The sequence below is a fragment of the Bacteroidota bacterium genome, assembly GCA_005882315.1.
Taxonomy (GTDB): Bacteria; Bacteroidota; Bacteroidia; order Chitinophagales; family Chitinophagaceae; genus VBAR01.
On record VBAR01000002.1, the window covers coordinates 225,852 to 250,449 of the forward strand.

The 24,598-nt window shown below is 38.2% G+C and carries 20 protein-coding genes, 2 tRNA genes and 1 riboswitch; of the genes, 8 read left to right on the top strand and 14 right to left on the bottom strand.

Going from position 1 to position 24,598, the window contains the following annotated elements; translation table 11 throughout:
- Positions 1-70 precede the first annotated feature (70 nt).
- From E6H07_12255 to E6H07_12270, 4 genes are all read right to left on the bottom strand, one after another.
- Positions 71-1,387, bottom strand: a complete 1,317-nt coding sequence (locus tag E6H07_12255; protein ID TMI63548.1) for an ABC transporter permease — start codon at positions 1,385-1,387, stop codon at positions 71-73.
- 9 nt (positions 1,388-1,396) lie between these two features.
- Positions 1,397-2,335 carry an ABC transporter ATP-binding protein gene (locus tag E6H07_12260; GenBank protein TMI63549.1) on the bottom strand — a complete coding sequence of 313 codons (939 nt, stop codon included), beginning with the start codon at positions 2,333-2,335 and terminating at the stop codon, positions 1,397-1,399.
- Between the two features lie 122 nt (positions 2,336-2,457).
- Positions 2,458-4,029 carry an FAD-binding protein gene (locus E6H07_12265; protein ID TMI63550.1) on the bottom strand — a complete coding sequence of 524 codons (1,572 nt, stop codon included), beginning with the start codon at positions 4,027-4,029 and terminating at the stop codon, positions 2,458-2,460.
- A 93-nt stretch (positions 4,030-4,122) separates the two neighbouring features.
- Positions 4,123-4,740: a PorT family protein gene (locus E6H07_12270; GenBank protein TMI63551.1), complete on the bottom strand. Its 618-nt coding sequence runs from the start codon at positions 4,738-4,740 to the stop codon at positions 4,123-4,125.
- A gap of 436 nt (positions 4,741-5,176) precedes the next feature.
- Here E6H07_12270 and dnaA point away from each other — a divergent pair, with 436 nt between their 5' ends.
- The 3 genes from dnaA (at position 5,177) to E6H07_12285 (ending at position 7,022) form a co-directional block, all read left to right on the top strand.
- Entirely contained in the window at positions 5,177-6,610 is a 1,434-nt protein-coding gene (gene dnaA, locus E6H07_12275) for a chromosomal replication initiator protein DnaA (protein TMI63552.1), read from the top strand.
- Between the two features lie 123 nt (positions 6,611-6,733).
- A tRNA-Pro gene (locus tag E6H07_12280) sits at positions 6,734-6,807 on the top strand.
- Positions 6,808-6,930: 123 nt separating this feature from the next.
- Positions 6,931-7,022 (top strand) — tRNA-Ser (locus tag E6H07_12285).
- A gap of 62 nt (positions 7,023-7,084) precedes the next feature.
- Here the strand turns inward: E6H07_12285 and E6H07_12290 are convergent.
- The 3 genes from E6H07_12290 to E6H07_12300 form a co-directional block, all read right to left on the bottom strand.
- A complete protein-coding gene (locus tag E6H07_12290; GenBank protein TMI63553.1) occupies positions 7,085-8,056 on the bottom strand; it encodes a glycosyltransferase family 2 protein in 972 nt (323 codons plus the stop codon).
- Between the two features lie 49 nt (positions 8,057-8,105).
- Complete coding sequence (locus E6H07_12295; GenBank protein ID TMI63554.1) at positions 8,106-9,365, bottom strand: homoserine dehydrogenase; 1,260 nt, start codon at positions 9,363-9,365, stop codon at positions 8,106-8,108.
- Positions 9,366-9,511: 146 nt separating this feature from the next.
- Positions 9,512-9,641: riboswitch (SAM riboswitch) on the bottom strand.
- A 177-nt stretch (positions 9,642-9,818) separates the two neighbouring features.
- Entirely contained in the window at positions 9,819-10,424 is a 606-nt protein-coding gene (locus E6H07_12300; protein TMI63555.1) for a hypothetical protein, read from the bottom strand.
- Between the two features lie 183 nt (positions 10,425-10,607).
- Here E6H07_12300 and uvrA point away from each other — a divergent pair, with 183 nt between their 5' ends.
- Complete coding sequence (gene uvrA, locus E6H07_12305) at positions 10,608-13,475, top strand: excinuclease ABC subunit UvrA (protein ID TMI63556.1); 2,868 nt, start codon at positions 10,608-10,610, stop codon at positions 13,473-13,475.
- 48 nt (positions 13,476-13,523) lie between these two features.
- Here the strand turns inward: uvrA and E6H07_12310 are convergent, their stop codons facing one another.
- From E6H07_12310 to E6H07_12325, 4 genes are all read right to left on the bottom strand, one after another.
- Positions 13,524-13,940, bottom strand: coding sequence for a hypothetical protein (locus E6H07_12310; protein ID TMI63557.1), 417 nt, complete (start codon positions 13,938-13,940; stop codon positions 13,524-13,526).
- A gap of 398 nt (positions 13,941-14,338) precedes the next feature.
- A complete protein-coding gene (locus E6H07_12315) occupies positions 14,339-14,725 on the bottom strand; it encodes a T9SS type A sorting domain-containing protein (protein ID TMI63558.1) in 387 nt (128 codons plus the stop codon).
- A gap of 38 nt (positions 14,726-14,763) precedes the next feature.
- Positions 14,764-15,741 carry a hypothetical protein gene (locus E6H07_12320; GenBank protein ID TMI63559.1) on the bottom strand — a complete coding sequence of 326 codons (978 nt, stop codon included), beginning with the start codon at positions 15,739-15,741 and terminating at the stop codon, positions 14,764-14,766.
- A gap of 131 nt (positions 15,742-15,872) precedes the next feature.
- Entirely contained in the window at positions 15,873-16,322 is a 450-nt protein-coding gene (locus E6H07_12325) for a GNAT family N-acetyltransferase (GenBank protein TMI63560.1), read from the bottom strand.
- Positions 16,323-16,389: 67 nt separating this feature from the next.
- On the opposite strand from E6H07_12325, the gene E6H07_12330 reads away from it, so the two are divergent.
- Entirely contained in the window at positions 16,390-17,277 is an 888-nt protein-coding gene (locus E6H07_12330) for a phytanoyl-CoA dioxygenase family protein (GenBank protein TMI63561.1), read from the top strand.
- On the opposite strand, the gene E6H07_12335 is transcribed toward E6H07_12330, so the two are convergent.
- Positions 17,271-18,539, bottom strand: coding sequence for a replication-associated recombination protein A (locus tag E6H07_12335; GenBank protein TMI63562.1), 1,269 nt, complete (start codon positions 18,537-18,539; stop codon positions 17,271-17,273). The two genes, E6H07_12330 and E6H07_12335, sit on opposite strands and share 7 nt — an antisense overlap.
- A 36-nt stretch (positions 18,540-18,575) precedes the next feature.
- On the opposite strand from E6H07_12335, the gene E6H07_12340 reads away from it, so the two are divergent.
- A complete protein-coding gene (locus tag E6H07_12340) occupies positions 18,576-20,036 on the top strand; it encodes a serine protease (protein ID TMI63563.1) in 1,461 nt (486 codons plus the stop codon).
- On the opposite strand, the gene E6H07_12345 is transcribed toward E6H07_12340, so the two are convergent.
- Together E6H07_12345 and aspS are read right to left on the bottom strand one after the other, a co-directional pair.
- Positions 19,996-20,841, bottom strand: a complete 846-nt coding sequence (locus E6H07_12345; GenBank protein TMI63564.1) for an alpha/beta hydrolase — start codon at positions 20,839-20,841, stop codon at positions 19,996-19,998. The genes E6H07_12340 and E6H07_12345 overlap by 41 nt on opposite strands.
- Positions 20,842-20,895: 54 nt before the next feature.
- Positions 20,896-22,725 (bottom strand): aspartate--tRNA ligase, encoded by a 1,830-nt coding sequence (gene aspS / locus E6H07_12350; GenBank protein TMI63565.1) that lies wholly within the window; start codon positions 22,723-22,725, stop codon positions 20,896-20,898.
- A gap of 80 nt (positions 22,726-22,805) precedes the next feature.
- On the opposite strand from aspS, the gene E6H07_12355 reads away from it, so the two are divergent.
- Together E6H07_12355 and E6H07_12360 are read left to right on the top strand one after the other, a co-directional pair.
- Positions 22,806-23,612 carry a zinc-dependent peptidase gene (locus E6H07_12355; protein TMI63566.1) on the top strand — a complete coding sequence of 269 codons (807 nt, stop codon included), beginning with the start codon at positions 22,806-22,808 and terminating at the stop codon, positions 23,610-23,612.
- 112 nt (positions 23,613-23,724) lie between these two features.
- Positions 23,725-24,501, top strand: coding sequence for a zinc-dependent peptidase (locus E6H07_12360; GenBank protein ID TMI63567.1), 777 nt, complete (start codon positions 23,725-23,727; stop codon positions 24,499-24,501).
- The last annotated feature ends 97 nt before the right edge of the window (positions 24,502-24,598 follow it).

Genomic DNA, 24,598 nt, shown 5'->3' on the forward strand with positions numbered 1-24,598 from the left:
TTTTGAGGAAAATTTTAACAAAAAAGCCTCCTGTTGAACACAGGAGGCTTTAATAATTTGAGTTGTTTGATCATGATCTCCTGATCCATTTGATCATTTCTTTCCAGGTTGCTTTTTTGCCATATAATAAAATACCAGTGCGGTAAATTTTTCCAGCAAACCAGGTAGTGAATATGAAACCTGCAACTAATAATGCCATTGAAAGGAATAATTGCCACCAGGGCACTACTTCAGGTACGCCTTTAGCAATACGCCCCATCATTACAATTGGCGAAGTAAAAGGTATCATGCTGCCCCAGAATGCCATTGGACTGTCAGGGTTTTCAATTGATGTACTTAGAATGATAAAGGCAAATATAATTGGCATCATGATCGGCAGCATTAGTGATTGTGCTTCCTGTGGATCTTCATTAATAACACTGCCCACAGACGCAAACAAAGCAGCATAAAATAAATAGCCGCCGAGAAAATAAAAAAGAAAGCAAGGGATGATCAGCCACCAATTTACATCGTTTACAAAAGTATCTGTTGCACTCATGATCTGAATCGCAACTGTGTTGTTTGATCCCCCTGGTAAACTTTGTTGGGCCTGCTGCATCTGTTGCATTTGTTCCAGTGTTCCGGATGAAATAAACAATGGTAACAAATTGACAAGCAGCATAAGGAAAATGATCCATAAAAGCATTTGCGTAAGACCTACTGCTGCTATCCCGATTATTTTTCCCATCATTAATTGGAATGGTTTTACCGAGGAAACGATAACTTCTGCTATACGGTTTGTTTTTTCTTCCATTACTCCACGCATTACCATAGCTCCAAATATAAACATGGTAATATAGATGATAATACCACAACCAAATCCTATGATATAAGGCATTTTATTATTTATCTCTTTTCCTGTGTCGAGTTCATTGGCTATTACCGCTGCATCCTTGCTGGCCTTGTTAATTGAATCCAGCAGTTGCCTGTTAATGTTTCTTTCCTGCAGCAATTTATATTCAACGGCTTTTTTCATTTGCCGTTCTATAAATCCCATTGTTTCTATACCAAGCGATTTTTTTGATTCGATAACATATTTTTTTGCTGCAGTATCAGCATTTACTTTTAATATGCCTGCATACCCTTTTTCCTGGTAGTTGGCAGAGGTAACATCATTCGGAAATTCAAAAATTACAAAAGAGGAATCGCTGTCCAGGTTTTTTTGCAGATAACCCGGATCATTGATAACGGCAATTCTTGACTTGTTTTTTGATTTAAAAGCAAGAAAAGTAGACCCCACGATAAAGAGTACAATTATTATAGGGAACAAAAAAGTAGAGAGCAGGAAAGTTTTGTTTCTTACCCTGGTTCTATATTCTCTCGATATGATAATCCAGATCTTATTCATACAATAGTTTTAAGCGGTTATTGGTGAAAATTGACGGCTGAGTGGTGTGCCTTCTACCTGCCGGATAAATATTTCATTCAGGGAAGGAAGTATTTCATTAAATGATTCTATCACTAATCCTTTATGAATGAAATACTGCAGCACATCATTGTTCGAATACTCTTTATGCAGTTTAATAACCAGTTCATTTTCCGTTTGGTGCTTTACATCGAAAAGATGAATGGCCAGGTGCTCGGGCATCAGCTGGTTTTGGAAATTGATTTTAAATAAATGTTCTTTAAAATCCTGTTTTACCTGCTTTACAGTTCCGTCGAGTATTTTCTTTCCTTTATTCACCAGCACAATATGACTGCAGATTTCTTCTACTTGTTCCATCCGGTGTGTACTGAAGATAATGGTTGAGCCTTTTTGCGCCAGTTTATAAATTTCATCTTTAATAAGATTAGAATTTACCGGGTCAAGTCCACTAAACGGTTCATCGAGTATGATCAGTTTAGGTTCATGTAAAACGGTAGTTACAAACTGCAGCTTCTGGCTCATGCCTTTTGAAAGATCTTCAACTTTCTTATTCCACCAGCTTTGCATTTCAAATTTCAGGAACCACTCTTTTATTTTTTCAAATGCTTCTTTTTTACTCATTCCTTTTAGCTGGGCCAGGTACATGGCCTGCTCACCAATCTTCATTTTTTTATAGAGCCCTCTTTCCTCAGGCATATAACCAATATGAATTACATCATTCACCGGGTCAAATTTTCTGCCATCAAAGGTTATCTGTCCTTCATCCGGATAAAAAATGCCAGTGATCATTCTTATCAATGTTGTTTTACCGGCTCCATTCGGGCCCAGCAATCCAAATATGCTTCCTTTCTCAATGGAAAGGCTGATATCGTCAACTGCTTTTTGTTCCTTAAAATACTTTTTAAGGTTCTTAATTTCAAGTATGGCCATAATCAAAAAATTGTTGCACAAAATTACCTGCGCAGCTTATACGGTTGGTTTTTTTTCGTGAAATGATTTTAGGCAGGTTGAATTGATTTTATTGGGCTTTGAAGTAACGACCAGTTTACGCCTTATACCGAAGAAACAAGGGTTGCAGCCATCATTGCACATCTTTCGCCATCCATTGCAGCACTTACAATGCCGCCTGCATAGCCAGCACCTTCCGCACAGGGGTATAAGTTTCTTAGTTGTGGATGTTGTAATGTCTCAGGGTTACGGGGAATACGGACAGGAGAGGAGGTTCTTGATTCAGTAGCAACAATTATCGCATCGTTTGTAAAATAACCTTTCATTTTTTTTCCAAATTCTTTAAATGCCTGTTGCAGGCTGCTATGTATGAATGATGGCAATACATTTCTTAGATCAGTTGATCTTACCCCCGGCAAATAAGAACAATCGGGTAATGATGCTGACAACTTGTTGTCGGTAAAATCAACCATTCGTTGAGCAGGTGCTACAAATCTGCCTCCACCAGCTTTGAAAGCCTTTTGCTCAACAGCTTGCTGAAATTTCATTAAAATCAAAGGAGATTGTTTTGATTTCAAATAAGTTTCAGCATCTTTTAACTCTACCTGCACTACCATTCCACTATTTGCATAAGGATTATTCCTTTTAGATGGGCTCCAGCCATTTACTACTAGTTCATCCGGGTTGGTGGCTGCAGGTGCTATAATGCCACCAGGACACATGCAAAAGGAAAAAACACCTCTTCCTCCAATTTGTTGTACAAGATTATAAGAAGCTGGTGGCAAAAAAGGGTCTCTTACGTCACAATGATATTGAGCCATATCAATAATTAATTGGGGATGTTCAATTCTTACTCCTAAAGCAAAAGGTTTTGGCTCTATCAATATATTTTTTTTGTTCAGCAATTGAAAAATATCTCTTGCCGAGTGGCCGGTGGCAAGTATAACAGCATTACCTTTTATTTTATCTCCATTAGCGGTTAATATTCCTGAAATCCTATCTTTTTCAAGAATGAAGTCAACCAGTTTTGTTTCAAAATAAATTTCGCCTCCATAATCTTTGATCTTTTCCCGCATGGCGGAAATGATAGATGGCAGCTTATTAGTACCTATATGCGGATGAGCTTCGTATAAAATTTTTTCTTCAGCGCCAAAATGGACAAAGAGGTTCAATATGCGATTAATGTCACCCCGTTTACTGCTGCGGGTATATAGTTTGCCATCGCTGTAAGTGCCTGCGCCACCTTCACCAAAGCAGTAATTGCTTTCCGGGTTAATAACTCCTTCCTTATTTAATACAGCAAGATCCCGACGGCGGGATTTTACATCTTTGCCTCGTTCAATAATGATTGGCTTTATCCCCAGCTCGAGTAATTTTAATGCGGCAAATAATCCCGCCGGCCCGGCACCAATAATTAATATACGTTTTGTAGAATTTCTTACATCATTAAAGCCGAAGTCTATTCTTTCTCTTTCCTGGAAAGGTTCATTAATAAAAACGTTGAGTTGTAATAGTAGTTTTACCTGCCTGCTGCGTGCATCAATTGATTTCTTTAGAATTGTATAACCTGAAATAGAGTTAACAGGAAGCCCTGTTTCTTTTGAAACAGCAGATTTAATAAGACCATCATTCATTGCTTCTGATGGCGCAACCTTTAATTGTATTGTTTTTTGCATGAGCCAGGTATTTATCCTGAAATCACGGCAAAGATGAAATAAAAAAGCCGGTTTACATATTAATGTAAACCGGCCAGTTAAATATTTTGACAATTACTGGATCAAAAAACCCAGGGTTGCCTGTATTCCTTTATTGATATACTGGAATGTTGTTGAATTTTTGTTTGCATCGTTTATACCAGAGATATAACGGCATTGTAATACAATAAAATTACCAAACCATTTTTCTGCTCCAAAAGTTATTGCCACACTGGTGGAGTTTACATTATCAGTAAAATTCTTTACATAGCCTCCGGCCTCTCTTTTGGCTTTAACAATAAAATCAAGTTGTGGCCCGCCTATCAGCTTTACACCATCGAAAAAGCTATATTTTAAAAGCATTGGAAATGAAAAATAATTCAGTTTGTAGAGAGCACTGGCGCCAATTCCAGTAGCAATAGTACCACCCATTGCTGAATACACGAACTCAAATTGGAGGTCGAATTTTTCGTTAAGAGGTATTTTTTCAAATCCGCCAAATACGAAGCCTGCTTTTCCCTCAGCATTTACATTTGCAGTTTCAATGCCTTCAAGCCGTAAGGTGCTAAAGTTTACGCCTGTCTTCAAACCAAAATGCCCCCATCTTTTCTTGCCACTTTTGGTAGTGGTTTGTGCAGATACTATACCAGCAGATAATAAAGTAATTACAAGAAGTGTAAATAATTTTCTCATATTAGTTAGTTATTGATTTCCCGAAAGTAAAGAATAACTCAAAAAATATCAAGAAAGTTTTTTGAGGCATATTTGAGGAAGAATGCCACCTTGGTATTTAAGGGAGTGCCCGGTTTGTAAAACAGCCATCTTTTATTGGAGAAACAGCATCTATTGACAGTTACAGATAGACAAAGCTATTTAGCATCTTATGGCAATTAATGATAAATAAGGGACGAAAAGCCGGGATATTCATTACTAATTTCCTACGGGAAAAAATCAATACCCGAACTATATTTTTTTTATTCAAAAATCAATTGGGTAAAAATTTTTTTTATTCCAAAGAATGTAGATATTCGCCATCCTTTGATAAAAAAAATATTTTTATCAACACAAGTGAAAATTCACTAATTTCCATTTTACAATTATTAACCCGATATAAATTTCTTACTAACTGATGGAGAAAACTGCTGAAAAAGTCTGGACCAGTTGTCTGAAGATTATTAAAGACATTGTTGAATGGCAGCATTACAAAACATGGTTTGAGCCAATCAATCCTGTATCACTTAAGAACAATGTTCTCGTTATTCAAGTACCCAGCCAATTCTTTTTTGAATATCTCGAAGAGCATTACGTAAATTTATTAGCCAAAACTTTAAAGAGGGAATTAGGTAAGACTGCAAGATTGGAATACCGTATCATGGTAGATAGTGGTAATGGAACAAGCAAACCATTAACAGTAGATGTAACAGGTCAGGGATACAAAACTTATTCAAACAACGAAATGGATTTTCCATTAATTATAAATAATCCAGTTAAAAACCCGTTTGTAATTCCGGGGTTGAAAAAAATGCAAATAGATCCGCAATTAAATTCTTCATATACATTCGATGCATTTATTGAAGGCGATTGTAACCGTGTAGCAAGAAGAGCTGGTAAAACCGTTGCTGAGAAGCCCGGTGCTAATTCTTTTAACCCTTTAGTGATCTATGGTGGTGTAGGTTTAGGTAAAACACATCTTGCCCAGGCAATCGGTAACGAAGTAAAAAGACTTCATCCTAATAAGGTAGTATTATATGTAAGTTCCGAGAAGTTCATCAACCAGTTCATGGATCATAGCCGCAATAATGCGATTAACGACTTTATTCATTTTTACCAGTTGATCGATGTTTTGATCATTGATGATGTTCAATTCTTCAATAAAGCTGAAAAAAGCCAGGATGCATTATTTGCAATATTTAACCATTTGCACCAGTCAGGCAAGCAATTGGTGCTTTCTTCTGACAAGCCACCCAAAGACCTTGAAGGAATGCAGGAACGCTTACTTAGCCGTTTCCGTTGGGGCTTAAGTGCTGATCTTGCTATACCTGATTATGATACCCGGATTGAGATACTTGAAAGGAAGATGAAGAATGATGGCCTGGAAATGCCGAAAGAAGTGGTGAAATACATTGCATATAATATAAGTAGTAATGTAAGAGAACTTGAAGGAGCATTAATTTCACTTTTAGCCCAATCTTCTTTGAACCGGAAAGAGATCGATTTGGATCTTGCTAAGAAAGTTTTACGCAATTTCGTTCGTTCATCCAGCAAAGAGATCACTATCGATACTATTCAGAAAATGGTTTGTGAATATTTTGATGTGCCTTATGATAAGTTATTGCACAAAACCCGCAAAAGAGAGATCGTTCAAGCCCGCCAGATAACGATGTATCTCGCCAAAGCATTTACTAAAAACTCTTTAAAAACAATAGGTGAACATTTTGGTGGCCGTGACCATACTACTGTTATTCATTCCTGCCAGACAGTTAAGGATTTGATGGATACCGATGGTGTATTCCGCGAAAATGTACTGGAGCTTCAGCAGAAAGTACAACTGGCAGCTATGTAACTTGTTTATAAGAAAAAAGAAAGTCCCAAATTCTCTCAAGAGTTTGGGACTTTTCTTTTGGCAGCTTAAAGGTTTCAGGCTATTTTTGCCACCCCTTGAAAAACAGTTCAGGGGGAAAGGGCTCGGGAGGTAGTTCAGCCCGGTAGAATACGTGGTTTGGGACCACGGGGTCGCAGGTTCGAATCCTGTCCTCCCGACATAAAAAATGATGAAACTCTTATCTGATAAGGGTTTTGTCATTTTAGCTTAAAATGTGTAGCAGAAAGTGTAGTTATTTTTGTGACACAACTGTTTAAAAAATGATTTTCGGCTTATTCCCTGGTGAGGTGGATGAGTGGCTGAAATCAGTAGTTTGCTAAACTGCCGTACGGGTTAAACTGTACCGCGGGTTCGAATCCCGCCCTCACCGCAAAGCCCTGTTCAGACGGGGCTTTTGATTTTTATTTGAAATTGAAATGTAGTGGAGTAATAAGATCAGAGTTGACTTATTCCGGCATTCTTTGCTACTTCAGATTTGCCACGATAAATTTTTCTTACGTTGTAGGTTTTTTTATTCTGTGCTTCAAAATAAGTCCGCATATTAATATCGGCAACAATACCAATAGTTATAAACTGAATGCCACCTAATAATAAAATGAGCCCTAAGATCAATAATGGTTTACCGCCAATTTCCTGGCCTGCCATTTTTAACCCAAGAAGATAAAGATTGATAAGAATTCCGAGACCGAGACTTATAAAGCCAATACCACCGAACAGGTGCATTGGTTTTTGCATATAACGGCGCATAAAAATCATTAAGATAAGATCACTCATAACCCGGAATGTACGGTTGATGCCATATTTACTTTTCCCAAACTGACGAGGATGATGCTTAACATCTACTTGTGTTATTCTTGCTCCTTGCATTTTGGCAAGTACTGGAATAAAGCGGTGCAATTCGCCATATAACCCTAACTCTTCTGCGATTTCACGTTTGAAAACTTTGAGAGTGCACCCATAATCTTTTATATAAACGCCAGTCATTCTGCGTATCATAGCATTTGCAATTCTGCTTGGAATTTTGCGCAATAAAAAACCATCTTTCCTGTCTTTTCTATTACCTGCAACAACATCCCAATCTTCTTTTTTAAGAAGTTCCAGCATCGCTGGAATATCTGACGGGTCATTTTGGAGATCACCATCCAGCAATGCCACATATTTACCACGACTGTAATCGATGCCCGCGGTCATAGCGGTACTTTGACCATAATTCTTTCTCAGTTCCACCAGCACTGTTCTTTCATCTGCATATTCAAGCACCTGCTGGCGGGTATTATCATCCGAACCGTCATCTACAATTAATATTTCATAATCGAGATGAGATAAAGCATGACAAACTGATTCAAGCAACAGCCTGATATTCTGTTCTTCATTTTTTACTGTAATAACAACTGATAATTCCGGCATTCTTTTATTGGTTATTGTAAAGATAAATTAATCAGCCGGAGTAGTGATATCAAAGAAAGACACCAGCCAGTTCAAGACTTTTCTTTTTTAATCTCCTGGTTTCAGCATCTTCTACTATTGCGTCAGGCATCAGGATGAGTGAAGTGCTATTTTCCTTCCACCAGTTTGTATTTTTTAATTCTGCAAAGGGTAATATGCCAACAATGTATTTTCTTTTTTCATGAGCATGCCATTCCTCAAACCATTCAAATTTTTCTTTGGGAATATTATTGATATCATCAAAACTGATATAAACTCTTACATGAAAGTCATTGCTGAGTTCATGTGGTTTTTGATAATACAGCTTTTTATATTCGTAATGATAATCGTAAGTGAGTGCCGAAATATCACTCAATACAGCCGAAGCAGTAGGGAAGGAGCCGGCGCCTTTTCCATATAAAAATTGTTGATCAGAAAATCCGCTTTCAATCACTACACCATTGTATTCGTTTTTCACAAAAACAAAATGATCATCCTGTTTTACAAATTGCGGTAATACAAATGCCGCAACTTTACCATCTTTTAGTTTTTTTGCCTGGGCAATCAGTTTTATTTCATAGCCCTTTTGTAAAGCCACTTGTGCATCACCTGCATTAATGTTTTGAATGCCGGTAAATACAATGTTTTCTGGTTTCTCCACAATACCATACCCGTGATTCAAAAGAATCACCCATTTGTTCAATGCATCATACCCTTCTACATCAAGACTTGGGTCAGACTCTGCAAAACCTAACTGTTGGGCAAGTATCAAAGCCTGTTGGAACTCAAGTTTATCCTCAAACATTTTTGTGAGAATAAAATTGGTACTGCCATTTACAATAGCTCTTAGGCCATGCAGGAGGTCATTGTCAAAATATTCTTCGAGGTTACGGATAACAGGGATGGATGCACAGGCCGATGCTTCGTATAAAACAGCGAGACCTGTTTCTTTTTGTAATTGTAAGAGTTCTTTAAAATGCTCAGCGATCATTTTTTTGCTGGAGCTTACCACTTCTTTACCGTTTCTTAATGCAGTAGAAACAATTTCAAATGCAGCTTCACTTTCATTGATCACCTCAACGATCACATTTATTTCAGGGTCGTTTAATAAAACGTCCTTATCAGTTGTAAACAATTCATCAGGTGCATTTCTTTTTTTACCCGGATGTTTAATACAGACTTTTTTGATTGTTGCTTTCAATGAAGGCGTTTGGTGAAGTATTTTATACAATCCTTCGCCTACAACACCAAATCCAAATAAACCGATCGTCAATTGCCTGTGAGTACTCATTGCTTCCGTTTTAATGTAAAATTATTTTCTTGTTTTTTTAGTTTTTGCAGTATAACATACACTTAACAGGAAAGAATAAAAAAAGCCCGCCGGTAAATCAGGCGAGCTTTTCATTATGATAATAAATTTTATTTAAGCTATCGGCTGACTTATCTGACCCTGACATTCTTCACCAGGGATGGAATTGGCACCTTTCCTTCGCTTCGCTCAGAGCAAATAGGAGGTAGGTTGTCAAGGCTTCATTGGGCCATTACCCTCAGCCTTTCTTGATAAGATGTGTGTAAGAACTGAGGCAAAGATAAGGGTTGATAATTGGCTATTCAAGCCATTCAGGAAGTTTTTATACTAACAGTTATTTGTTTTCTAAAATCGAAAGGGCTGAACCAGCTCAGCCCTTTCTTAAGTCCAACATCCTTATGAGAAACCAATATATAGAGTGTTACTGTTACTTACTTATTGATTAGATGCGGTTGATTTATCTATTTTAACTCCTGTATACATCCAGGCCTTAGGTTGTTCTTCTTTTACTACAGGCTTTGTTTTAGTTTTAGAATTCGTTTTTGCGGTCACTGGAGCTGCTTCTTCTACTGGTGCCGGAGGCGGTAAGAAAACACTGGCAGGATCAGCTTCATTGAATTTCTTTCCGATGCTAATGCTTAATGTGTTTGTTTCATGATCATAGATCGCAGTTCCTTCAGGTACCTGCTTTCCGTCTTCTGCCGTTTGAGGCGGAATTCTGTAAGTCGCCGGAGATCTTTTCAGCATTGCTTTAATTTTTCCCTGGGGCAAACCTGTTATCCATACAATACCTTTATTCGTTTCATCAATACTAACAGATACTGATTTGGCATCCATATTTGCAGAAGATTCATATTGTCCTATTACCGGAAAAACCTGGTCAATTGTTGGGGCTGGTTTTGACACCACTAATTTGCCTTCATACTTTGCATGAATAGAGTCAACGGTCGGGTTTTTTTTAGGATCCCACGTTTCCTGGGCATTCACTGAGGCAGAAATGGAAATACCTATAGCTGCCATTGTCAAAATGGTAATTTTCATACGTTAAAGTTTTTTTGTACTGGAATTATTTTGATACTCTCATCCTACATTAGAAATTTTTGTGCCAAAAAAAATTAAATACAATTTTTTTTGCAAAAACGAAATCAATGGTGCATCATCTGGTTGAGATAGAAATCATTTTTTAAGTATGCAGTTCTTATCTTCGTAGACTTTTATTTCTCTATGGCAAAAGAAAAAACCAATGGTACTATCGTTGAAACATCTAATCCAGATTTGATCGAAGTGTTTGGTGCAAGGGTGCATAATCTGAAGAATATTGATATAGCAATTCCTAAAAATAAACTGGTTGTTATAACTGGTATCAGTGGTAGTGGAAAATCATCATTGGCATTTGATACTATATATGCCGAAGGCCAGCGCCGCTATATGGAAACATTTGGTGCTTATGCAAGACAATTTATTGGTGATATGGAACGGCCCGATGTAGATAAGATAACCGGGCTATCACCTGTAATTTCCATTGAACAAAAAACAACGAATAAAAACCCACGCAGTACAGTTGGTACAGTTACCGAGATATATGATTTTCTTCGGTTGTTATTTGCAAGAGTCGGTGAAGCCTATTCTTACAACACCGGCAAACCAATGGTGAAATGGAGTGAGGATGAAATTGTATCAAACATTTTTAAAAAATTTACGGGTAAAAAAATTTCACTGTTAGCCCCGATGGTAAGAGGAAGAAAAGGCCATTACCGCGAGCTGTTTGAGGATCTAAGAAAGAAAGGATACCTGAAAGTAAGAGTTGACGGTGAAATAAAAGATATCGTTCCGAAAATGCAGGTGGATCGTTACAAGATTCATGATATAGAGCTGGTAGTAGATAGGTTAAAGGTTGACGACGAATTCCGTTCACGATTAAGTCAGAGTGTTCAACAGTCTTTAAAGCTGGGAAAAGATCTGATGTTTATTGAAGTGGAGGGAAAAGGGATCGTTTCTTTTTCCAAAATGCTGATGTGTGAAGACACCGGCATTAGTTACGAAGAACCATCACCCAATGCATTTTCATTTAACTCACCTTATGGCGCCTGTCCTGTTTGTAAAGGCCTGGGAAATATTTTTACGATCGATATGGACCTGGTGCTACCCGATAAATCGAAAAGTGTAATGGAAGGTGGCATAGCGCCGCTGGGAGAGGAAAGAGATGCAAGTGTATATAAACAAGTGGTTGAGTTTTCAAAAAAGTATAAAATAAAATTAGATACACCTGTAAGCAAGTTGACAAAGGCACAAATAGACTTGCTACTGTTCGGAGATAAGAATATCAGTTCATCAATGGAAGTGGATGCAGGAGATGAAACTGTGCCACAGGAATACACGGGTAGTTATGAAGGAATTGTACCGATGCTGAAAAGATGGTTTATTTCGCCACACAGCACAGAATTTTTACGGGAATGGGTACAGCAATACATGACACTTAAAACATGTGGCAGTTGTAATGGTGCGAGACTAAAGAAAGAAAGTTTATGGTTTAAAATACTTGGCAGAAATATTGCCGACCTTAGCAACCTCAATCTTGATAATCTTGCTGCCTGGTTTGATGGGATTGAATTACGGATCTCTGATAAACAAAAAGCAATCGGTAAAGATGTATTAAAAGAAATTCGTGAACGTTTACAGTTCCTGCTCGATGTGGGATTAACTTATCTTACATTAAACCGTACTTCAAAAACCCTGAGTGGTGGCGAAAGCCAACGTATTCGTTTAGCTACTCAAATAGGTTCGCAGTTACAAGGCATTACTTATATACTGGATGAACCTTCGATCGGTTTGCATCAAAGAGATAATCACAGGCTGATCGAAGCTTTAAAAAACCTACGCAATATCGGTAACAGTGTTTTGGTAGTGGAGCATGATAAAGATATTATGCTTGCCGCCGATCATTTGATTGATATTGGTCCCCGTGCTGGTTTCCATGGCGGTAGAATAATGGCGCAGGGAGAACCCAAACAATTACTGAAAATAAACACACTCACTTCTGCTTATATCAATGGTGAGAAAACTATTGCAGTGCCCAAAGAAAGAAGGAAAGGCACAGGGAAATTTATCGAACTCAAAGGATCAAAGGGAAATAATTTACAAAATGTAGATACAAAATTTCCATTAGGGAAATTTATTGTGGTAACAGGAGTAAGCGGCAGTGGCAAATCAACTTTAATTAATGAAACATTGTACCCGATCCTTTCTAAGCATGCGTATGGTTCTAAAATGATGCCGCTTGATTATAAATCTGTGAAGGGCCTTGAAGAGATCGATAAAGTAATTGAGATTGACCAAAGCCCCATTGGTCGTACGCCACGAAGCAACCCGGCTACTTATTGTGGATTCTTTACAGATATAAGGACATTGTTTGCATCTGTACCTGAAGCAAAGATTCGCGGTTATAACGCAGGCCGTTTTTCATTTAATGTAAAAAGCGGCCGCTGTGATGTGTGTGAAGGCGGTGGCATGAGGGTAATAGAAATGAATTTTTTACCGGATGTTTATGTGCATTGTGAAAAATGTAATGGCAAGCGGTATAACCGGGAAACACTTGAGATACGTTATAAAGGAAAATCAATTGCTGATGTGCTTGATATGACAGTGGAGGAAGCTGTGGAGTTTTTTCAAAATGTACCTTATATCTATCGAAAAATAAAAGTACTGGAAGAAGTGGGACTGGGTTATATCACACTCGGCCAATCGGCTGTTACATTAAGTGGGGGAGAAGCACAGCGGGTGAAACTTTCTACTGAGTTGGGTAAAAGGGATACTGGTAAAACGTTTTACATATTGGATGAACCGACTACCGGTTTGCATTTTGAAGATATTCAGCATTTGCTGGATGTATTGAATAAATTAGTTGACCGGGGTAACAGTGTATTGGTGATAGAGCATAATATGGATGTGATCAAAGTAGCTGATCATATTATCGATCTCGGACCCGAAGGTGGTGATGGTGGAGGAAAGATCCTTTTTGAAGGAACACCGGAAGAATTAGTGAATTGTAAAGACAGTTATACAGCAGATTTTTTGAAGCTGGAGTTAAAATAAAAAGGGTAGCCATTTCTGACTATCCCTTTTCATAAAATTTACTTTATATTATTTTAGTTGTTCAGGTTTTAAAACATAAACTACAACTGCGCCTGCAATGCCAGCTAACAGGCTTAGCCAAATGCCATACGATGAAAACTCAGTCTGCTGAAGAAATCGAATAAGGGTAAATAAAGCAGCACCTGCAAAACATCCGGCAGCTATCATTTTAAATTGACCTTCAAATGGTTTTGTTTTGTCGCCGAGAAAACACAATACTGCAGCTCCTACAAACCCAAGAAAAACAATTATTCCTAATTCGTGCATTCCATTAACTGAAGATGACATTCCACCAAATAACCCGCCAAAAGATATTTTCCACCATGGAAGAAACATTGCTATGATGCCAATGCCTGCAGCAATTAAAGCATACAGTTTTTGTTTGTGAAGGCCAGCTAAAGGATTAGTTTGAGGATTTTGTTCCATAAAAGTAGATTTTGGTATATCTAAATGTATGAAATGATTTTGAAAGCTGCTAAATGATGGGTATGAGATGTGTGTAAATTGTGAATGTAAAGCGTAGTATTTACTGTTGTAAGACCCGTTTAGACAGGCAGGAAAAGAACCTGAATCTTTTATGCTGACCGGAAACCGGCCCGGTTTTCAGATAGTGGATCAAGGGACTTTCCCTGCCTAACGGGTTTGTTATGGCGTAAAAAAAGAACTACAGATTAATAGCAATAAGCAGGGCAGAGAGTGTTCAATAAAATTTATACTAATGAGAGTACCAATAGAGAACGGATCAGGTTTTTAACCAGGTATCAGATTTTATTAAGCTCCCTGCTGCTTATTGATTGCTTAAAAAAGCTATTTTAAAAGAACTTTTATCTTATTTCGAATTTACCGGTTGCTTTCTCTTCGTCACCATCAAACAGGTGATAAGAATAATAACCTCTTTGAAGGCCGGTTAATTTTATATGTTCGTTTTCTTTGAGGGAACGGTTCACTAACAGTGTGCCTTCCACATCAAATACAAAAAAAGTTGTTGTTGTTTTTTCTTTTGATATAACATGCATATCTCTTTTGAACGGATCAGGATATATCTTCAGAGACTTATTATTGAGAGAAAAGCGTTCTGTAGCTTTTGCTGTCTTTGCTTCCTTTTTCCTTTTATCATTATCGTCTTTTTCATCAGTTGCTGACACGCTATGACAAAGCATAACTCCTGTCGCAAGCAAGCTGACATAAACAGTTTTCAATATGGGTTTCATACGGGTTCGGGATTATTAGGCGGATTTAAAAAATATTCTTAGAAATAAACAGGACATCTCAGCTGTTTCTTGGCTCTTGCGTTGGGGCTGTTGTCACCATTCAACCGCCAACCAAATCTTAATAAGCCGGAGAAATAAGCGTCATTCTCTGTCGGATCACCTCGTTGCTGGCCAATATGTCTAGTAGGCCTGTAATTAGGAAGCAGGTTTTCACGATAATATAATTGGTTAGCCACAACTGCATCCTGTGGAGACAGGTATTGACTGAATACAACCGGGTCAACATATTTAGTACTTACATCATCTATATAGTCAGTGAATGTTTTTCTATGCAGGACCTCAAGTCCTATATACATAGTTTCTTTCACATAATATTTTACACCAAAGCCCATTGGGACATTCATTTGGGTTAGTTTGTATTCTTTTCGGTCGGGGTATTGTGACATGCCCTGGCCTTCAAGCCTAAGTGGCTTTAAATCTACCCATCTTCTTTCCCCATTGGGTTCAATATATTCGGCTGTGGGATTAAAATGATATATACCTATACCAATTAAACCATAAGGTCTGAGCTTACCCTGCAATCCATCATACTGTTCTAAAAATACAGTTGGATAGATTTCCATTGCGAAATAGGCTTCAGATAATTTTGATTTAAAGTAGAGGTTTCTTTTCTTTCTGAACCATTCATCTTTACCACCAGAGCTAATGATGCTGTCTGCTGCTTCAAGTTCTCCGAAATTAGCAGCAAGGCGAAAGCCCAGCCATTCTCTCGGGTAAATGTTTAGATAAAGACCTTTCATTAATTTAGTGAATGGGATGTTTACATCTTTTACAAATGTTTTTCCTTTACCTCTTGTTCCTCCCAGATCACCAAGAAAAAATGAAGGCCCCAGGTTAAGACCGAGCTCAACTTTACCATCTAAAAAACCTACTGATTGTGATTTGCTGCTAAAGCATGTGATTAATAAGAATAAAACGGGTAGTAAATGCCGTTTTAAGGATACATGTGTTCTCATAGTATTGGATATTTACGTTTCTCTATTGGATTTCAAGGACTAAAATAAATAGTCCCGCTGGTGTTAAACGAATGCTTTAACAGTTTTCTTATAATGAATGGTGATTAATCTGGGCTTGCTTAGTGGAATTACTAAGAAAGTGGCAGTATCATTTCTATATGTTCGATTCCATCTTCCAGATAAGTGTCGCTGGTTTGAATAAAGCCAAGCGATTCATAGAATTTTTTCAGATAAAGTTGTGCGCCGATTTTTATGGAATTGCTTCCAAACAGTTCAATTGTTTTTGCAATTGAGTGTAACATTAGTTCCCTTCCAGCACCTTTGCCCCTTGCATGTGGTGCTGTTACCACCCGGCCAATAGCCGTATAATCTTTATATGAAATTCCTTTGGGAACTATCCTTGTATAAGCACATAACTTCTCATTTTCCCAACCCATAAGATGAAATGAGTGTTGGTCTTTATCATCCATATCCAGGTATACACAGTTCTGTTCTACTACAAAAACTATACTTCGTAATTGCAGAATAGCATACAATTCATGCGGAGTCAATTCATCAAAACTTTTACAAATCCAGTTCATATACTTTAAAAAATAAATGTAAGCAATCTGCATTAGCCAAAATCACTAACTTTAAAAAAAGCAATCTATGCAAGGCAGTGATCTAAGCTTAGTACATCATTTGATCTCAAGCCTGTTTAAATGGCCTGAAAAAAAATCAGATTGGGAGCAATTCCTGTTATCAAAAGAGCAGGTTGATTTTTTTAATGATAATGGCCACCTGGCTGGTGTAAAAATGCTGGATGAAGATCAGGTTCAAAAATTGAGAAATGAATTATCGGAACTGGCTGATGTTAATCACTCTGGTCATCATTTGTTTTATGAGTTTCATTCAAATGAATCAAGCGATCCCGGTACAATTTTATTTCATGCATTAGGAGCATGGCGTATCACAAACGGTTTTCATGATGTATTATGGAATCCCCGGTTTCTGGTTGCGGCATCGCAATTACTCGGAAATAAGCCGGTTCGCTTCTGGCATGATCAGCTTTTTTGGAAACCGCCGAAGAAAGGTGGAGTGGTAGCCTGGCACCAGGATTATTCTTACTGGACAAGAACAAAACCAATAGCACATCTTACCTGTTGGTGCGGATTGGATGATTCGACAAAAGAAAATGGTTGTTTGCAATATATAGCTGGCAGTCACCGCTGGGGCTTATTACCCAAGCCTGTCATTGCCGGTGAGCCGCAGGGTATAAAAGATTTTTTAAATGAAGAACAAAAAAAACAATTTGAGAGTCCCAGGTTTGCCGAAGTAAAAGCAGGCGAAGCAATTTTTCATCACTCACTTACTTTACATGGCTCTGGTGAAAACAAAAGTGATAAACCAAGAAGGGCTTTTGTAATAAATGTGTTTGAGGATGGCGTTCATTCGGATTCTGATGATGTATTATTGGATGGAGTGCCTCCTGTGAAAAAAGGAGAAAAAATGGAGGGGCAATTTTTCCCGCTGTTATATAAGCCCAATGATCAGTAATTATATTTATCCTTCCACAAACTCTTCAGGAACTTTCGCAATTCTTCTTCTCTTGTATTTTTCCCGGGATTGTAAAAATTAGTACCCGATATTTCTTTCGGTAAGTATTCCTGCGGAGAAAAGTTGTTATCGAAGTTATGGGAGTATTCATAATTTTTTCCATAACCCATTTCCTTCATCAGTTTGGTAGGAGCATTGCGGATATGCAGGGGCACTGGTAGATCACCATGTTGTTTAACAGCAGCGGAAGCAGCACCGATAGCCGCAACTGCTGCATTGCTTTTTTGTGATGAAGCAAGATAAGTGACACATTGGGAAAGTATAATACTGGCTTCTGGGTAACCGATCTTATTAACTGCGTCAAATGCGGCATTTGCCAATACCAATGCTGTCGGGTTTGCATTACCAATATCTTCACTGGCGAGTATTACAAGTCGTCTTGCTATAAATTTTACATCTTCTCCACCTTCGATCATTCTTGCTAACCAATATACAGCAGCATTAGGATCACTGCCTCGAATAGATTTTATAAATGCTGAAATAATATCATAATGCTGTTCACCCTGTTTATCATACAAAGCGATCCGCTGCTGGGCAGTGTTCATCACCAGTTCATCAGTAATAATAATTTCATCTCCGGCATTTTCACAAACCAGCTCAAACAGGTTTAATAATTTTCTTGCATCGCCGCCGGAGATATTGAGTAGCGCTTCTGTTTCTTTCAATTCGATTTTTTTAGTTTTCAGCCATTCATCTTTTTCCATTGCCTGTTTAAGCAATTGAATCAAATGTTTTTTTTCCAACGGTTTTAAAACATATACCTGGCAGCGACTTAGTAATGCTGAATTAACTTCAAAAGAAGGATTTTCGGTTGTTGCCCCGATCAGGCGGATGATTCCTTTTTCAACTGCGCCGAGTAAAGCATCTTGCTGGCCTTTGTTGAAGCGGTGTATCTCATCAATAAATAAAATGGAGCCGGCTTTTTTTCTTGCCTGTTCAATTACTTCCCGTACATCTTTTACTCCGGCACTTATGGCACTAAGAGTGAAGAAAGGAACGTTTAATGTATTAGCTATAATATTTGCAATGGTTGTTTTACCAGTACCGGGTGGTCCCCAGAATATCATGGAAGGAACAGAATTAATTTCAATGGCAACACGCAATATGCTTCCTTTGCCGGTCAGATGTTCCTGTCCGGCCAATTCTGGTAAAGTTTTTGGCCTTATACGCTCCGCAAGAGGTATTTGTGGGGCTGAATTCATAAAACAAAAAGCAATACTACAACAAGTTTGTTTTTTATGTATTTTAAAATCAGAAAGATCATAATGAGGCTGTCCTGTAAAATAAAATTGTTCGTTTTACACACCGTATTTTTTGTTGTCTTGTTTGCAAAACAAGGCAGCAGCCAATCTTCTGCGGCGCAGAACTATGCCCGCAACAGACCCGGTGTGGTAATGATCAAAACAAATTTTTCGGCTACGGTTTATGTGAAGCAGGTGATTGTTGATAACCGGCTTTTTAATGCATTGTTGGATTCCATCAGTGATATCGAAAGATTTGGAGCCCGGATGAATGCCGAAGAAAAATTGGATATTGTTTTAAAACAAATAAGTAACAGGCCGGCTAAATTTTTTAAGAATACTGCTGATTACCGGTATCATACACAAACAATCACTACATCCGGAACAGGGTTTATTATAACTGAAGATGGTTACCTGGTTACCAACTGTCATGTGGTGGATGAATCCGGTAATTATATCCGGCGAAAATTTATTCTTTCCGCTTTTCAGCAGGTGACTGAAACTAATATAGCTGCATTGGAAGCAGCATGGGCTGTAAAATTCAGTGAGGAACAAAAAGAATTGTTGTATAGCTCCTTTGTAGAAATATATTCGAGCATTCAGTCTATTTTACTGGAGAATCTGAAACGTAATATTTATGTTTCTTATGCAACTGATACAGCCAGTGGACAAGCCTCTTCGAAAACAACATTGGCACGTATTATTAAAAAAGGAGCATCAATGCCGGGAAAGGATATTGCCATTTTGAAAATAGAACCAGGTAGTTTTTTCCCTACATTACGATTAGCCAATATTACGCTACCACGTGTTGGAGATAGAATTTATGTATATGGTTATCCTGACCCGGTGACACGTAATGCATACTTATCATCTGAATCCACCCAAGAACCATCACTTACAACCGGTATTGTTGGTGGTATACGAAAAACAACAACCGGGTGGAATGTGGTACAGATGGATGCTGAAATCAATCATGGCAATAGCGGTGGGCCGGTATGTAATGAGAATGGTGAGGTGATCGGTATCGCTACATTCGGCAGTAAAGAATACGGCTCCGCTTCACTGGCAGCAGGCATGAATTTTTCAATACCGGTAAGTATCGTAAAGGATTTTTTAGACTCATTAAAAATTGTTGCGAGGGAAGGAAAGGCTTCTGCATTGTTTAGTAAAGCAATGGATGACTATGATAATGCTGAATACCGGGAAGCCCTGGCTAAAATAAAAAAATTGCAGAAGCTCAATCCTGCTTTTCCGGGACTATCCTATTATATCAATGATTGTAATACGAAGATTGAAAATGGGCTTGACAAAACTGAACGAAAAATAAAATTCGGTTTGTTATTGGTTGGTTTGTTCCTACTTCTAATACTTCTCTTTTTGGTCCGCAGATTTATTCAGAAAAGAAAAATTTCAGCACTTAGTTCACATTCGCCGAAAGAAAAGCCTGTATCTTATTAAATGAATCGGTAAGGTTAGGCCCAGTCCACCCATGGCTTTCAGTTGGGTAAAATACATATTGATGAATAACGCCGGCTGTGAACAGTCTTATATTTAAATTGTCAGACTGTGATGGCGATACAACATTATCAGCACCGCCCTGTAATATCATTGTAGGTGATGATTGAACAGTAACTGCATTTATCGGGCTGGAAGAAGCGTAGATGCTTGCATGTGTTGTCGGGTTTCCGCCTGTTACACTTACCAGTAATGGTTGCACCAGTGGGTTGGGCGGGTTATTATACAAATCAACTAACTCAGTAGGCCCAAAAAAATCAATGATAGCTTTTACTTTAACAGGCGATGTGTATTTATAACCTTGCAATAATGCGAGATGAGCTCCTGCACTGACTCCTACTAAAACAAATTTATCAGAGATATGATACTCGTTACGTTTACTGTAAATAAATTCAACAGCAGCTTTTATATCATTTTCCTGCACTGGGAAAAGATCTGGAGGATTGGCAAGACGGTAATTCAGGTTGAACACTGCATACGAAGGCTCTCTTCTTCGTAACGAATCAATATATATATCCAGGTCGGCTTTGCTACCCGTGTTCCATCCACCGCCATGGATCATGATTATCACTTTAGTTGTAGTGGTGCTGCGCCCTGCAGGTAAATAAATATCCATTTTATGCTGTGCATGTGTACCATAAGAAACATCTTTTGAGACTTGTTCACCGTTGGGGTTCGGGCTGTCATTTTTTTTACAGGATAAAACAAAAACTGCAAGTCCAAGAATGATACGGCTATTTATATTCATAAAACAGATTTCAATAAAATTAATCCGACGGTTGTTAAAAGAATTCCAACATTCTTATTTTTTTAGATCAAGTCGTATCTGCAATTCTTCAAACTGCTTCTCATCAATCGTTGCTGGAGCATCTAACATCACATCACGACCTGCATTGTTTTTGGGAAAAGCAATAAAGTCACGGATGCTTTCGCTGCCGCCGAGAATAGCACATAAACGGTCGAAGCCGAATGCAATACCACCATGCGGAGGAGCTCCGTATTCAAATGCGCCGAGTAAGAAGCTAAATTTATGCAGTGCTTCTTCTTTGGTCATACCCAATGCTGCAAACATTTTTTCCTGCAACTCTCTTTGATAGATCCTGATCGAACCACCTCCAATTTCATTTCCGTTCAACACCATATCATACGCATTTGCTTTTATCCCAGCATAAGGATGCTCAAGATATTTTGCTGCATCTTTAATTGACGCTTCGTTATTGATCATCGTTTCGATCTGCGATGGCTTAGGAGAAGTGAATGGATGATGACGGGCTACCCAGCGGTTGCCTTCTTCATCATATTCAAACAAAGGAAAGTCCAGTACCCAGAGTAACTTGAATTCATCTTTCTTTCTCAATCCCAAACGTTCTGCCATTTCCATTCTTAAATCACTCGTTGCTTTTCTTGTTCTTTCTTCTGCGCCTGCCAATATCAATACAAGGTCGCCCTGCTTTGCACCTGCTGCATCAGCAATGGCTTTTAGTTTTTCTTCTGTAAAAAATTTATCTACGCTGCTTTTATAAGTTCCGTCGTTATTACATTTTATAAATACCAAACCTTTCATTCCTATTTGCGGACGTTTTACCCATTCGGTCAATTCATCAGTTTGCTTGCGGCTGTATTCGCTACATCCGGGCACAGCAATAGCCAAAACAGTTTCTGCTTCATCAAATACTTTGAAACCTGCCCCATCAATCAACGTAGCATTATCTTGCTTTGCGGTATAAACTGAAGAAGGTTTTTTCAGGTTAAGCAATTGCATACCGAAACGAATATCCGGTTTGTCATTTCCATAATTCCACATCGCATCTTCCCATGTCATGCGTTCTACTTTATCCGAATAATCAATTCCTTTTACATCTTGGAAAATGGATTTTATCAATCCTTCAAACATGTTCAGAATATCTTCCTGTTCTACAAACGCCATTTCACAATCTATCTGGGTGAACTCGGGCTGACGGTCGGCACGCAGGTCTTCATCACGAAAACATTTTACGATCTGGTAATAACGGTCATAACCACTTACCATCAATAATTGTTTAAATGTTTGTGGTGATTGAGGCAATGCATAAAACTGCCCTGCATTCATCCTGGATGGAACAACAAAATCTCTTGCCCCTTCAGGAGTTGATTTGATCAGGAAGGGAGTTTCAATATCCATAAAGCCTTGTGCATGCAGGTAATTTCTTGTTGCACGATTTACCGCATAACGCAGTTCAAGATTTCTTTTTACTGCATTTCTTCTCAGATCAAGATAGCGGTATTTCATTCGAAGATCATCGCCTCCATCTGTATCATCCTGTATGGTAAATGGCGGCACTGCTGATTTATTTAATACTGAAAACGATGAAACAGTTAACTCTACTTCGCCTGTCGGGATGTTCAGATTTTTATTGCTGCGTTCAGTCACAGTTCCTTTTGCCTGCAACACAAACTCACGGCCTAATGGATTTTCATCAAGCTGTTTGCTGAGGTCTTCGCTGAATAATAGCTGTGTGATGCCATAACGGTCACGCAAGTCAACAAATGTGATGCTGCCGAATTTGCGAATGGTTTGTACCCAGCCCGCAAGGGTTACTTCTTTATTTATGTCTGTCAATCTTAATTCGCCACAGGTATGAGTTCTGAACATGTATGATCTGTTTTTTCAGGCGGCAAAGATAAGGTTCAATGGCCGATGTGCCATATTCCTAAAACGGGTAGATTTGTTCAATGCCCAACCCGCTGCATAAAATAATCGGCGCTATTATAAGCAATAAAAACCCTGATTCAATACCTGCTGCCTACAAAGAGCTGGCGGAGATTACAAGATTTGAGCATGATATTGTTTCGAAACATATATGCTACTATAATAAATTACCTGATCCAGGTAAGCTCCGGTTTTTAAAAAGAGTTTATTATTTTAAAAACAGTAAGCATTTTCATTATGTCGATCTTGAAGAAAAGCCTGAAATGCAGGTACTGCTGAGTGCAGCGGCTGTACAGTTGACATTTGGCTTACGCAGTTATCTTCTTCCTTTCTTTAAAAATATTTATTTGATCGCTGATGCATACCGTGCAAAAGACCTGCCTACCGGACAGGCAGGTATTGAAGGATTGAATGTGGGGCATGTATCTACCACCGGGATTTATATTTCATGGAAGTATTTGCTGGAAGGATTTAAGAATGATACAGATGGTGTAAATACTGCCATTCATGAAATGGCACATGCGCTGCGTCATCAAAATAATATGTGGGACTTTGGTATTGATAAAGAATTTCATACTGATTTTGCAAAGTATACTCAGCAATATGGCCCGGCGCTTATACAGGCTTTATTGCACCGGCGCAGTATTTTACGCAACTATGCTTTTACCAATTTCGAAGAATTCTGGGCAGTAAGTGTGGAGGCTTTTTTTGAATTACCGGAGGAATTAAAAACTAATTTACCCGCTATATATCATTCATTATGTGAGGTATTGAACCAGGATCCCATGACTGAAAAAAAAGTATTGCCCTCTGCAACACGAAAACGCTGAATCACGTCGTTATTTACAGGCAGGTAAAATATCTCCGTAATTGTACGAGAAAAAAAGTAAAGCTTGCAAATGGGAAAATGAGTGTTTATATTTATAAGCCGAACCGTACTTTATGCAAAACTTTTTCCATCGAATAAGACAATTATTCACAAGTAAAATTGCGCCTGACAAGCCTTTTGTACAGGATTATCCCACTGTTACGGAAACCGTTTTCAATAACTATTCATTTGTGATCGGTGGTTTATTTAACTACTTCAATGAATTGCCAAAACATCTGCAATACCGTTTTGTAAGCCGGGTACATGAATTTAAAGAATCAAAAAAATTTCACTTTATAGGTTTAGAGAGAAATGATGATACTGCCATTTTAGTAAGTGCATCTGCAATACAGGTAACATTCGGTTTAAAAAATTATAAGATGCAGCACTTTAAAGATATTTATGTGCTGGCCGATGCATACCGGATGGATGACGACGAAGAATTATATATTGGCCATGTAGCACCCGATGGAATTTACCTGAGCTGGAAACATTTCTTATATGGTTATTCTAATAAAAATAATGATATCAATGTGGCCGTGCATGAAATGAGTCATGCATTGCTGTATAATAATTTTTTCGCACAATTAGGCATTGATAAAAATTTCAGATTGAATTATGATCGCTTTAGTAGCACTACCGGTCCAATACTGGCAGATGTGATAACGAATCGCAGGAGTTTTTTAAGAAGTTATGCATTCAGCAACCTGCATGAGTTCTGGGCGGTAAGTACGGAAGCTTTTTTTGAAAATCCGAGCGGATTGAAACAGCATATGCCCGATCTGTACGAAGCATTATGCCGTGTGCTGAACCAGGACCCATTGACGAAACATAAAATAATTGAAATGTAGAACTATACCCTTAACCCTTATCGAAAACTTAAAAATCCGGACCCATGATAACAATGACAATTGTCTATTTTGTTAGACGCTACTACAAGCAACGAAA